13 protein-coding genes and 1 riboswitch are annotated in these 12,118 nt (G+C 73.4%); of the genes, 8 read left to right on the top strand and 5 right to left on the bottom strand.

The window, feature by feature from the left end:
* Positions 1-34: 34 nt before the first annotated feature.
* Positions 35-613, bottom strand: coding sequence for a heme-copper oxidase subunit III (locus tag ACILRH_RS15715; RefSeq protein ID WP_395694814.1), 579 nt, complete (start codon positions 611-613; stop codon positions 35-37).
* Between the two features lie 133 nt (positions 614-746).
* Between ACILRH_RS15715 and ACILRH_RS15710 the strand changes: the two genes are divergently transcribed.
* Genes ACILRH_RS15710 through trpD form a run of 3 tightly spaced genes read left to right on the top strand, consistent with a single transcriptional unit; the run spans position 747 to position 3,174 of the window.
* On the top strand, positions 747-1,700 hold the full coding sequence (locus ACILRH_RS15710; RefSeq protein WP_395694812.1) for a cytochrome c oxidase assembly protein: 954 nt from the start codon (positions 747-749) through the stop codon (positions 1,698-1,700).
* 10 nt (positions 1,701-1,710) lie between these two features.
* On the top strand, positions 1,711-2,130 hold the full coding sequence (locus ACILRH_RS15705) for a hypothetical protein (RefSeq protein ID WP_395694810.1): 420 nt from the start codon (positions 1,711-1,713) through the stop codon (positions 2,128-2,130).
* An 18-nt stretch (positions 2,131-2,148) separates the two neighbouring features.
* Positions 2,149-3,174: an anthranilate phosphoribosyltransferase gene (trpD, locus tag ACILRH_RS15700; protein ID WP_395694808.1), complete on the top strand. Its 1,026-nt coding sequence runs from the start codon at positions 2,149-2,151 to the stop codon at positions 3,172-3,174.
* Here the strand turns inward: trpD and ACILRH_RS15695 are convergent.
* Genes ACILRH_RS15695 through ACILRH_RS15685 form a run of 3 tightly spaced genes read right to left on the bottom strand, consistent with a single transcriptional unit; the run spans position 3,171 to position 5,905 of the window.
* Positions 3,171-3,782 (bottom strand): hypothetical protein, encoded by a 612-nt coding sequence (locus ACILRH_RS15695; protein ID WP_395694806.1) that lies wholly within the window; start codon positions 3,780-3,782, stop codon positions 3,171-3,173. The two genes, trpD and ACILRH_RS15695, sit on opposite strands and share 4 nt — an antisense overlap.
* A gap of 11 nt (positions 3,783-3,793) precedes the next feature.
* Positions 3,794-4,072 (bottom strand): Lrp/AsnC family transcriptional regulator, encoded by a 279-nt coding sequence (locus ACILRH_RS15690; RefSeq protein ID WP_395694805.1) that lies wholly within the window; start codon positions 4,070-4,072, stop codon positions 3,794-3,796.
* A 24-nt stretch (positions 4,073-4,096) separates the two neighbouring features.
* Positions 4,097-5,905: a DEDD exonuclease domain-containing protein gene (locus tag ACILRH_RS15685; protein ID WP_395694803.1), complete on the bottom strand. Its 1,809-nt coding sequence runs from the start codon at positions 5,903-5,905 to the stop codon at positions 4,097-4,099.
* A gap of 121 nt (positions 5,906-6,026) precedes the next feature.
* Here ACILRH_RS15685 and ACILRH_RS15680 point away from each other — a divergent pair, with 121 nt between their 5' ends.
* From ACILRH_RS15680 to ACILRH_RS15660, 5 genes are all read left to right on the top strand, one after another.
* Positions 6,027-7,295: an NYN domain-containing protein gene (locus tag ACILRH_RS15680; RefSeq protein ID WP_395694802.1), complete on the top strand. Its 1,269-nt coding sequence runs from the start codon at positions 6,027-6,029 to the stop codon at positions 7,293-7,295.
* A gap of 87 nt (positions 7,296-7,382) precedes the next feature.
* Entirely contained in the window at positions 7,383-7,589 is a 207-nt protein-coding gene (locus ACILRH_RS15675; protein ID WP_395694800.1) for a hypothetical protein, read from the top strand.
* 167 nt (positions 7,590-7,756) lie between these two features.
* Positions 7,757-7,927: riboswitch (cyclic di-AMP (ydaO/yuaA leader) on the top strand.
* Positions 7,919-8,923: an NlpC/P60 family protein gene (locus ACILRH_RS15670; RefSeq protein ID WP_395694798.1), complete on the top strand. Its 1,005-nt coding sequence runs from the start codon at positions 7,919-7,921 to the stop codon at positions 8,921-8,923. Its footprint overlaps the riboswitch before it by 9 nt.
* A 13-nt stretch (positions 8,924-8,936) precedes the next feature.
* On the top strand, positions 8,937-10,175 hold the full coding sequence (locus tag ACILRH_RS15665; protein WP_395694796.1) for a hypothetical protein: 1,239 nt from the start codon (positions 8,937-8,939) through the stop codon (positions 10,173-10,175).
* Positions 10,172-11,428, top strand: a complete 1,257-nt coding sequence (locus ACILRH_RS15660) for a M48 family metalloprotease (RefSeq protein ID WP_395694795.1) — start codon at positions 10,172-10,174, stop codon at positions 11,426-11,428. The genes ACILRH_RS15665 and ACILRH_RS15660 overlap by 4 nt, the downstream gene beginning before the upstream one ends.
* Positions 11,429-11,539: 111 nt before the next feature.
* Here ACILRH_RS15660 and ACILRH_RS15655 read toward each other — a convergent pair whose 3' ends face one another.
* Entirely contained in the window at positions 11,540-11,728 is a 189-nt protein-coding gene (locus ACILRH_RS15655; RefSeq protein WP_395694794.1) for a Flp family type IVb pilin, read from the bottom strand.
* Positions 11,729-12,118 lie beyond the last annotated feature (390 nt).

Here is a 12,118-nt window from a genome sequence, read left to right as displayed (position 1 = left end):
GGTGTCAGATGCGGAACGGATTGCCGCTAGCGGGCTACTGAACGAGGTAGATGGTCGCGAACAGGCCGATCCACACCACGTCGACGAAGTGCCAGTAGTAGGAGACGACGATCGCGCTGACCGCCTGCTCGTGGGTGAACTTGCGGGCCACGAACGTCCGGCCGAGGACGAACAGGAAGGCGATCAGGCCGCCCGTCACGTGGAGCGCGTGGAAGCCGGTGGTCAGGTAGAACATGCTGCCGTAGGCCGAGTCCTGGAGGGTGATGCCCTCGCGGACCAGCTCGGTGTACTCCGTGGCCTGGCCCGCGACGAACACCGCGCCCATGCAGTAGGTGAGCACGAACCACTCCCGCAGGCCCCAGCCGCGCACGTTGAACACCGACCCGGTGCGCCCGACCTGGCCGCGCTCGGCGGCGAAGACCCCGAGCTGGCAGGTGAGCGAGGACAGCACCAGGATCGTGGTGTTGATCGAGGCGAAGACGACGTTCAGCTTCTCGGTGTTCTGCGCCCAGAGCTCGGGGCTGACCGACCGGATCGTGAAGTACGCGGCGAACAGGGCCGCGAAGAACATCAGCTCGCTGGACAGCCAGATGATCGTCCCGACACTGACCATGCTGGGTCGGTCGCTGTGCCCGTGCAGGCGGGATGCAGGAATCGCGGTTGTGGTCGCCACGCGGACATTATGGCGTGACCGGGAGGGGAGGGCACCCCGCCCCCCCGAACTTGGGCGACATAAAGTGCTGGGCGTGCTCCCCGGGTCCTCGGTGGGCCTCCTGACCGCCTCCGGAGACCTGCCCCGCTTCACGCTCGGCACCGTCCTCACCGGTTGGTCGCTCGAGCCGGTGCCGTTCGTGCTGACCGTCTGGGTCGCGGGCCTCTACCTGTGCGGGGTACGGGTGCTGCACCGCCGCGGAGACCGCTGGCCGGTCGGGCGCACGATCGCGTTCGTCCCGGTCGGGATGGGTCTGTTCTACCTGGCCACCGCCTCGGGGCTGGGCACCTACGACACCACCCTGCTCAGCGTCCACATGGTGCAGCACATGCTGCTCGCGATGCTGGTCCCGCTGGCGCTCGCCCTGGGTGCGCCCGTCACGCTCGCGCTGCGCACGCTGCCGCGCCGGCCGCGGGGCTGGCTGCTGGCGGTCCTGCACTCGCGCCCGGCACGGGTGCTGACCTTCCCGCCGCTGACCTTCCTGCTCTACGTGACCTCGCCGTGGGCGCTCTACTACACCGGGTGGTACGGCGCGACCCTGCACTCGGCGTACCTCCACGAGGTGCTGCACCTGCACCTGGTGCTGGTCGGCTGCCTCTTCTTCTGGCCGATCGTGGGGATCGACCCGGTGCCGGGGCGGGTGTCCTACCCGTTCCGCATGCTGCTGGTGGTGCTCACCCTGCCCTTCCACGCCTTCCTCGGGGTCACGATGATGGGCCAGACCGAGCTCGTCGGGGGCAGTTGGTACCCCGACCTGCACGAGGGGCCGATGGGCACGTGGCTGCCGGACCCGGCCGCCGACCAGCACCTGGCCGGCGGCCTGCTGTGGGGCTCAGGCGACCTCGTCGCACTCGTCCTGTTCGGCGTGCTCTTCGCGCAGTGGGTGCGGTCCTCGATCGCCGAGGGCAGGCGGGAGGACCGCCGCCTCGACCTGCTCGAGGCGCGGGAACGGGCGGCTTCGCGCGTCGCCGCCGGAGCCGGCGAGTAGAGTCCGGCCCGTGAGCGATGCGACCACCAGGACCGCGCCCCTGCGGGTGCTGGTCTACAGCGACGACGTGAACACCCGCCAGCAGGTCATCCTGGCGCTCGGCCGCCGGCCGCACCCGGACCTGCCCGAGCTCGAGTACGTCGAGGTCGCCACCGAGCCGGTCGTGATCTCGAACATGGACTCCGGCACCATCGACCTCGCGATCCTCGACGGTGAGGCGGTCCCGGCGGGCGGCATGGGCATCGCCAAGCAGCTCAAGGACGAGATCTACCAGTGCCCGCCGGTGCTGGTGCTCACCGGCCGGCCGCAGGACGCCTGGCTCGCGACCTGGTCGCGTGCCGAGGCCGCCGTCCCGCACCCGCTGGACCCGATCCAGCTCGCCGAGACGGTCGTGTCCCTGCTGAAGTCGCGTGTGCCCGCCCGCGCCTGACCGCGCGGGGGGTCGGTCGTGACGAGCTGGCCCGAGGTCCTCGCTGCCCTGGTCTCGGGGCGCGACCTGACCGGTGACCAGACCGCCTGGGCGATGGGCGAGATCCTCGCCGGGGAGGCGACGCCTGCCCAGGTGGCGGGGTTCGCCGTCGCGCTCCGCGCGAAGGGCGAGACGATCGAGGAGGTCACCGGCCTGGTGACCTCGATGTACGCCGTCGCGACCCCGCTGTCGGTGCCCGGCCGGCTCCTCGACGTCGTCGGCACCGGGGGTGACCGGTCGATGTCGGTCAACATCTCGACGATGGCGGCGATCGTCGCCGCGGGCGCAGGGGCGCGCGTCGTCAAGCACGGCAACCGGTCCGCCTCCTCGCAGTCCGGCTCCGCCGACGTGCTCGAGGCGCTCGGCATCCGCCTCGACCTGCCGCCCGCACGCGTGGCGCAGGTCGCCGAGGAGGCCGGCATCACGTTCTGCTTCGCGGCCGCCTTCCACCCCGCGATGCGGCACGCCGCCGTGCCCCGGCGCGAGCTCGGGATCGGCACCACGTTCAACCTGCTCGGCCCGCTGACCAACCCCGCGCACGCCGCGGCCCAGGCGATCGGGTGTGCCGACCCCCGGATGGCGCCGGTGATGGCCGGGGTGTTCGCCGCCCGCGGCGTCGACGCGTGGGTCTTCCGCGGCGACGACGGCCTCGACGAGCTCACCACGACCACCACGTCCCGGCTGTGGCAGGTGCACGGTGGCGAGGTCGTCGAGACGACGGTCGACCCGGACGCCCTCGGTCTGCCGCCGGGGACCACGGAGGGCCTGCGCGGCGGCGACGCGGCGCACAACGCCGACGTCGTGCGACGGCTGCTCGACGGCGAGACCGGCCCGGTGCGCGACGCCGTGCTGCTCAACGCGGCCGCGGCGCTCGCGGTGCACGCCGACCCCGGCGGCGACCCGCCGGCCGCGCTCGCGGCCGGGCTGGAGCGGGCACGGGACGCGGTCGACTCCGGCGCGGCCCGCGCCACCCTGGACCGCTGGGTCGCCGCCTCGTCGCGTTAGCGCCGCTCGAGGACGTAGGCGGGGCCGTCCTGCCGGAAGCCGACCCGGTCGTAGTAGGCGGCGACCATCGTGGGCGGGGTCACGACCCGGGTGACACCGAGGTCGTCGAGCAGGCCGCTGCGGCGCCACACGAACTCACCCGGGGTGAAGTCGCGGTACCTGGGTGTGACGTAGTCGAGCAGGATGCGCGCCGTCTCGTCGTCCTCGCGGGCCAGGACGACCACGCCGACGGTCTCGTCGCCCCGGATCACGATGAACGCGCTCTCCCCGGGGTGCGGCTCGGTGAAGTCGGGCTGGAAGCGCAGGATGTCGTCGCGGTGGGTCGCCAGCACGTGCCGCAGGTAGTCGTCGCCGGTGCCGACGCGCAGCACGTCGAAGACCGCCTCGTCGTGGCGCTCGCGCAGCAGCCGGACGATGAACCAGGCGTTGATGCAGACCAGCACCGTGTTCATCGCGACCATCGGCCAGACGCCGATCATGGCGTTGAACACCACGAGGACCACGCAGGCGATCGTGTTGAGGACGCGGAAGCGGAGCACCCGCGCCTGGAGCAGGGAGAAGACCAGCAGGGCGCTCCCGGCCCAGCCGAGCGCGTCGAGCCAGCTCACCGGCCGTCGTCCTAGTCGAGGCCGAGGGAGAAGGCGGACTCGAGGTCGTGGCGGGAGTAGGCCCGGAACGCGATGTGGGTCTCGGTGGCGGTCACGCCGGGGACCTTGTTGAGCCGGTCGGCGACCACCGACGCGACGTCATCGTGGTTGCGGACGCGCACCAGGGCGATCAGGTCGATCTGTCCCGTCACCGAGTAGACCTCGCTGACCCCGTCGAGCGCGGCGATGGCCTCGGCGACCTCGGGGATGCGGGCGACGTCGGCCTTGACGAAGACGATGGCGGTGATCACACCGGGACCCTATCGCCGGACCCGCTACCGCGCGGGCTGGTGGACCGTCGCGAGCCCGCGGCGCTCGGCGAACGGGACCAGCGAGAGCCGGGACTGGCCCACGGCGTCGTGGACCGCGAGGTGCCGGGTCGCGCCCGCGACGGGGCAGGTCCACTCCCCGTCGACGTCGACCAGGCGGATGCCGGGCGACTCCAGCCAGCGCAGCACCTTCTCGGTCTCCTCGGCGGTCGCCGCGGGGGTGGGTCCGGGGGCCGGGGACACGGTCTCGGCCGAGAGCCGGAGCGTGGCCACGAACGCGTGCGCGTCCGCCCCGGACGGGATGACGCCGGCGGCCGCCAGCCGGCCGAACCGCACCACGTGGACCGCCCAGCGTCCGTCCTCCTCGCGACGGGCGGCCACGACCTCGGGACACCGGGTGAGCGCCGAGAGCCGCTGGGTGCGGGCGGCGGCCCGGACGAACGCCGCCAGCCGGTCGCGGTGCAGCCCGGCCTCCTCGAACCGCTCGTCCGCCGCGAGCGCGGTCATCTTGGCGTTGATGGCCTCGACCACCTCGTCGGGCCGCCGCAGCAGGGCGTCGCGCAGCTGGCGGACCACGGCGGCGTACGTCGTGTCGTCGACGCTCCCGTCGCACGGGGACAGGCACCGGCCCATCTCGGCCAGGACGCAGGGCGACCTGCCGGAGCCGGCACCCAGGTCGCGGGGGAGCCGGTCGGAGCACTGGCGCACCGGGAAGGTGTCGTGGAGGGCGGCCAGGCACTTCTCGGCCGTCCTCTTCGAGGCGAACGGGCCGAGGTAGTCGGCGTCGTCGTCGAGCACCCGGCGCACCAGGGACAGCCGCGGCCACGGCTCGCGGGTCAGCTTGAGGAAGTGCACCTTCTCCGGGAACCGGGACCTGCGGTTGTAGCGCGGCTTGTGCTCGGCGATGAGACGCAGCTCGCGCACCTCGGCCTCCAGCGCCGTCGCGCACTCGATCCCGTCGACACAGGCCGCGATGCCGACCATCTCACCCATCCGCGAGCGGGTCTCGGAGGCGGTGAAGTACGAGCGCACCCGGGTGCGCAGGTCGCGGGAGGTGCCGACGTAGAGGACCCGCTGCCGGTCGTCGCGGAACAGGTAGACCCCGGGTGCGTGCGGCAGGCCCTCGGCCAGGTGCCGCTTGCGGCGCTGTGCGGGGGAGACGCGGGAGGAGAACGTCTGCAGCTCCTCGAGCGTGTGCACGCCGAGGCCGCCGAGCCGCTCCATCATGCCGTGCAGCACGTGGACGGTGGCCCGGGCGTCCTCGAGCGCCCGGTGGTTGGGCGTGACGGGTGAGCCGAAGGCCTTGGCGAGCGAGGACAGCTTGCAGTTGGGGGCGTCGTCGCGGGTGACCACCCGGCGCGCGAGCCGCGCCGTGTCGAGCACCTCGAACCGTGGCCACGGCCGGCCCTGCTGCTCGGCGAAGTAGCGCAGGAAGCCGACGTCGAACGGCGCGTTGTGCGCCACCAGGACGCTGCCGGCGGCGAACTCCAGGAACGCGGGCAGCGCGGACTCGACCGGCGGGGCGTCGGCGACCATCCCGTTGGTGATGCCGGTGAGCACCGCGATGAACGGCGGGATCTCGGTGCGGGGGTTGACCAGCGTCTGGAACTCGCCGAGCACCTCGCCTCCACGGACCTTGACCGCTCCGATCTCGGTGATCATCGCGCCGCCCTCGGCCGAGCCCCCGGTGGTCTCGAGGTCGACCACGCAGAAGGTGAGGTCGCGCAGCGGTCGCCCGAGCTCGTCGAAGCTGCGCTGCGACTCCCAGCGGGAGACAGCGCGCTGGACGCTGCTGCTCCCGCCGGTGGTGCCCATGTCGCCGACGCTAGATCCGGCCGCCGACAATCCCGGCGCGACGCGCGGGCCGGCTGCGGGGCGACCCCTAGGCTGGGTGGCATCCGTCCGCGCTGGTGGGGCAGACCCGAGAGGAGCGCCGATGACCGTGCCGTCCGACGTGCTCGCCCTCGCCGACCTCCCCGAGCCGGTCCGGTCCCGCGTGGTGGCCCTCACCGCCGACGCCCTGCCGGCGGTCCCACGGCTGCCGGCGCCGGTCCGCCGGGTGGCCGACTTCGCCCCGGCGCGCCGGGCCCGCCTGGGTGGCTCCGCGATCGCGGACGCACTCGCTGACGACGAGTTCCGGGCCCGGGTCGGGACGCAGGTGGCGGCCCGCGCCGGGGAGCGTCCCGAGGACCCCGCCACGGACGCCGCCCTGCGGTGGCTGGTGCGCGACGAGGGCTGGGAGGAGCGGTTCGCCGACGCCGTGGGCCGGCTCGCGGAGGCACCCCCGGCCACGGACGACCGGGCGGACCGGGAGATCGAGCGCCTCCGTGCCCGCCTCGCCGAGGCCGAGCGTGCGGTGCGGGAGGTGCGCGCGGCGCAGCGTGCCCGACTCGACGAGCTCAAGGCCGACAACGCCACGCTGCGCCGCAAGCTCGGCGACACCCGGTCCGCCGAGCGGGAGGCGCGTGCCGCCGCCGAGCGCGCGGAGGCCGAGCGGGCGGCCGCCGCGTCCGCCGCCGAGGAGCGCTCGGCCGTGCTCGAGCGGGACAACCGGCGGCTACGGGCGCAGGTCGAGCGGCTCGAGGTCGAGGCGGGACGCGTCCGGCGCGACGCCCGCTCCGAGCGCGAGGAGGCGACCCTGCGGGCCCGGCTGCTGCTGGAGACGGTGATCGACGCCGCCTCCGGGCTGCGGCGCGAGCTCGCCCTGCCCCCCGTGTCGGGATCTCCCGGTGACCGGCTCGAGGAGGAGCTGGCGGCGGCCGCCACGACGCCGGTGCCGGCTGCCCGCGCCACCAGCCCGGCGGTGCTGGAGCAGCTGCTCTCGATGCCCCGCGCACGCCTGCTGGTCGACGGCTACAACGTCAGCAAGAGCGCCTGGCCGGCGTCCGCGCTGGACGCGCAGCGGGTCCGGCTGGTGACCGCGCTGGCGCCGCTGGTGGCGCGCACCGCCGCCGAGACGACGGTCGTCTTCGACGCCGCCGAGACCGACCACCGGCCGCCGGTGAACGCCCCCCGCGGGGTCAAGGTCGTGTTCAGCCCGCGCGGCGTGATCGCCGACGACGTGCTGCGCGAGCTCGTGGCGGCCGAGCCGGCCGGACGGGTCGTCGTGGTGGTCACCGCGGACCAGGCGGTCGCGCGCGACGTGGCCCGTGACGGAGCGCGGGTGGTCGCCCCGGAGGTGCTGCTCGACCTGCTCTCGCGGTAGCCCGCTCCGCAGGCGGGCAGGGGTGCGACGCGCCGGGCGCGACACGCCGGGGACCGAGTGTCGGTGGTGCCTGGGACCGTCTCGGGCATGACGACGAGAATCGACTGCGACACCTGCTCGGTGCGGGGTCTGCACTGCCACGACTGCGTGGTGACGGTGCTGCTCGGGCCCCCGCCCGAGCTGAGCCTCGACGACGACGGCGCCCGCGCGCTCGACGTCCTCGCCGCGGGTGGCCTGGTGCCGCCGCTGCGGCTGGTCCAGCCGGTCGACGGGCCGCAGGTGGAGTCCGCCTGAGCGGCCGGCCGCCTGTGACAGGTGTGACGTGTGTGACAACGAACGTAAAATCCCGGGTCACCCGCTGAGAAACGGGTCACGACACCGGGGGAAAGTTTGGTGCCTCCGTTGCCATCCCGTTACCGTGTGGCACTCAGGTGGCCGGACCGTGGATCAGTCGGATGCACGCGGTCACCGCGCTGAGTCCCGAGCCGGTCCGCCGGCTGGGGAGCCGGGGAACCAACCGGTGGCCGCACCCAGCGACCACCACTGGGGTGAATCCCCCGCGAGAGCGGGGGTAGGGCAAACGTTGTGCCCGAATCCGTCAGCTCACCCGGTAGGCGTACGACGTGCAAGGAGAGCGCCACCTCGTGCTGAAGGGCCGAAAGCGACTCGTCACCCTGTTGGTCGGAAGCGCACTGGTCGCCGGAGCGGGCTTCATGCCGTCGAGCCCGGCGAGCGCCGAGCCCGACATCCAGACCGTGCAGGCGCGCGTCGACCGCCTCTACCGCGAGGCCGAGCAGGCCTCCGAGCGCTACAACGACGCCAGGCTCCAGCTGCAGTCGCTGCGGCGCGACCTGGACCTGCTGCAGGCCGACCAGGGTCGCCAGGACCAGCGGCTGTCGGTCGTGCGCCGTCAGGTGCAGGACTCGATCATCCGCCAGTACGAGGGCCAGGACCTCGCCGCGATGAGCCGGGTGGTCGTCTCCGACGACCCGTCGCGGTTCCTGTCGCAGCTGTCGACCATGTCGGCGTACAACGACATGCAGGACCAGCTCTTCGACGACTACAACACCGAGCTGCAGTCCCTCAAGATCCGCAGCGACGCGACCGCCAAGCGAGCCGCCCAGGTGGCCGGCATCGAGAAGCAGCTGGCCAGCGACAAGGCGTCGATCGACAAGAAGCTGAGCGAGGCCAAGGCACTGCTCGGCGAGCTGCAGGCCAAGCAGCGCCAGGAGATCCTGTCCCGCGGCTCGGAGATCCGCACCGCCCCCGTCCCGGCGTCGGGACGGGCCGGCGCCGCCGTCGCGTACGCGATGGCCCAGGTCGGCAAGTCGTACGTGTACGGCGCGGCCGGCCCGAGCGCCTTCGACTGCTCCGGGCTGACCATGATGGCCTGGGCCCAGGCGGGCGTGTCGCTGCCGCACTCCTCGAGCGCGCAGTACTCCTCCGGCCCGCACATCGCCGAGAGCGACCTCCAGCCCGGTGACCTGGTCTTCTACTACAGCCCGATCAGCCACGTGGGGATGTACATCGGCAACGGCATGATCGTGAACGCCGAGAACCCCAGCGCGGGGGTCCGGGTCACCAGCCTGCACATGATGCCGTACGTCGGCGCCGTGCGTCCCGGCTGAGATACTCCGACGTGTGAAGACCGGCCGCCCCCTGCTGTGGGTGGCCGGTCTGTCGTTGCTGCTGGTCGTGGCGACCGGTGTCGTCGCGTGGCTCGTGGTCGTCGACGACGATCCCTACGTCGCGCCGCCCCCGTCCGCGTCCCGCGGCGCGGGTCCGTCGCCCGCGCTCGCGGCGCAGGCGCTGAGCGACCTCGAGGCTGCGGTGCGCAGCGGGGACGAGGCGGCGGCGCGCGCCCTGGCACCCCCGGACGACCCCGCGGCCGCCGACCGGCTCGCCGGCGTGGTGGCGAACGCACGGGCGGCCCGGGTCCGGGACTTCTCGCTGCGCTACGTCGACGCCCAGGGCGCCTACGACGACGGTGCCTGGCACGCCGCTGCCGACGCGACCTGGCGCTTCGCGGGCTTCGACCCCGCCCCGGCCACCGCCGAGGTGCTGGTCGGTCTGCAGGATGTGGATGACCGCGTCGCGGTGACCGGGATCGGCGGTGGCGACCGCGTGTCCCCGCTGTGGTTGTCCGGCCCGCTCCGGGTACACCGGACGGCGGACACGTTGGTGCTCGTGGACGGCTCGGCGGACGAGGCCCGCCGCTACGACCTCCACGCCGCCCGGGCCGTCCCGGTCGTGCGCCGGGTGCTTCCGCAGTGGCGTCGCGGCCTCGTCGTGGAGGTGCCCGCCTCCGTCGACGCCTTGGACCGGGTGCTGGACGCCGAGCCCGGCCGGTACGACCAGATCGCGGCGGTCACCACCTCGGCAGACGGCCAGCTGACACCACGGGCTCCGGTGCACGTCTTCGTCAACCCCGACGTCTTCGACGGCCTGCGACCCACCGGGGCCCAGGTCGTGATGAGCCACGAGGCGACGCACGTGGCGACCGGGGCGTTCACCAGCCCCGCCCCGCTGTGGCTGCTGGAGGGCTTCGCCGACTACGTCGCCCTGCGCGACGTCCCGCTGCCGCTGCGCCGCTCGGCGGCCCAGGCGGTCGCCGAGGTCCGCCGCGACGGTCTGCCCCGCACGCTCCCGTCGGCGAGCGACTTCGACTCCCGCACGACCGAGCTCGGTGCGACGTACGAGAGCGCCTGGCTGGCCGCGCGTCTGCTGGCCCAGGACGGTGGCGAGGCGGCGCTGGTGCGCCTCTACCGGGACGTGGACCGCGGGCGGCCGTTCGCGGCGGCGCTGCGGTCCGACCTGGGGCTCTCCGTCGCGGCCTTCACCCGGCAGTGGCGGGGCCTCCTGCAAGACTTGGCCGGGTGAGGGCACCCGACCGGCGCGTGGCGCTCGCGGTCACGGCGGTCGGCGCCGCCGCGGTCGCGGTGCTTGTCGTGCTGCTCGTCCCCTGGGACCCGGTCCCCGGCGGCACCCCGCCGCCCGCGGACCCGTCGACGATCTTCACCTCTGCCCAGGTGGCCCGGGCCGAGGACTACGCCCGGCTGGCCCGGCTGTGGAGCTGGAGCTCCCTGGTGGTCTCCCTGGTCGTGGCGTGCCTGCTCGGGTTCAGCCGGTGGGGTCCTCGCCTGGTCGCCCGGCTCCCCGGCTGGTGGTGGGTGCGGGTGGTGCTCGCCGTCCTCGCCGTCGAGCTGCTGGGCCGGCTCGCCACGCTGCCGTTCGCGGTGCTGCTGCGCCGGCATGCGCTCGACAACGGGTTGAGTGAGCAGGCCTGGACCGGGTTCGCCCGCGACCTGGCCGTGAGCCAGGCCGTCACCGTCGTGGTCACGTCGTTGCTGCTGGTGGTCCTGGTCGGCTGCGCCCGACGCTGGCCGCGGGCCTGGCCGGCCGTCGCGGGCGGACTCCTCGGGTCGCTCGTGCTGCTGCTCTCCTTCGCCTACCCGGTCGTCGTGGAGCCGCTGTTCAACCACTTCACCTCGCTGCCCGACGGCGAGCTGCGCACCCGGGTGTTCGCGCTGGCCGACCAGGAGGGCGTCCCGATCGACGACGTCCTAGTCGCCGACGCCTCGCGTCGTACGACGACGCTCAACGCGTACGTCTCCGGCTTCGGCGACACCCGGCGGGTCGTGCTCTACGACAACCTCGTCGACGACGTCCCCGAGGACCAGGCGCTGTCGGTCGTCGCGCACGAGCTGGCCCACGCCAAGCACGACGACGTGCTCACCGGCTCCCTCATCGGTGCCGCCGCGTCGGTCCTGGGCGTCGGGCTGCTGGCGCTGCTGGTCGGCTCGCTCGGGGAGCGGCGGGGGTTCGGGATGCGCGATCCCGCGGCGGTGCCCCTCGTCCTGGCCCTGATCGCGATCGGGACGCTGCTCGCCCTCCCGGTGCAGAACGGCATCAGCCGCCGCCTGGAGACCCGCGCCGACGTGGACGCGGTGCTCGCCACCCGCGACCCGGCGGCGTTCGTCGCGGTGCAGCGGCAGCTGGCCCTGCACTCGCTGTCCGACCCCACCCCGCCCGCCTGGGCACAGTGGTGGTTCGGCAGCCACCCCACCACGCTCGGTCGGATCGCCATCGCCGAGCAGCTGGGGGACCGGATGGGGGAGCAGCCGGGTGGATGACCCGGCCGGATGAATCGGCCGGGTGGGCGCATGACGGTGGCCGCGGACCTCCGGTCCTGGCCGCGGACCTCCGGTCCGCGGCCACCGTCGTACGGGGGATCTTGTCCGGCGTCAGGGCCCGGTGATCGCCGTGTTGGTGTCCTCGAAGATGCCGTTCACGGTGCCGCCGAGCGTGAACACCGCCAGGACGACGAGCGCGGCGATGCCCGCCACGAGCAGTCCGTACTCCACGGCCGACGCGCCGCGCTCGTCCGACCGCGCCTTGTGCGCCTGGACCAGGATCATCAGGTACTGGATCATCGGGGTCTCCCTCCATCTCTCGCGAGCGACCCCTGGGCGGGTCCCTCACCCCTCGACGTCATCCTGGCCCCGCGGGAGGACTACGCGGATCGGTAGATCGCACTAGGTCATGTAGTCATTTATGACTATGTCCACCGCCGCTTCGGACAGCCCGTCCGAGCCAGCCCGGCGCCCCCCGGCCGGACGCTGCGGAAATGGCGACGTTTGGTCACAATCCGCAGGTTTCTGGGCCGAAGACCTGCGGTTGGTGACCAAACGTGGGGTGTTTCGGGAGCGTGGGGGACACGCGAATCGCCGGACCGGCTCGTCGGGCTGCCCGGCGCCCCAAGAGGGCGACGTTTGGTCACAATCCGCAGGTTTTCGGGCCGAGAACCTGCGGTTGGTGACCAA

Origin of the sequence: Nocardioides sp. (assembly GCF_044226765.1) — a bacterium.
In the GTDB taxonomy this organism is placed as follows: domain Bacteria; phylum Actinomycetota; class Actinomycetes; order Propionibacteriales; family Nocardioidaceae; genus Nocardioides.
This window is presented reverse-complemented; position numbering and strand designations above follow the sequence as displayed.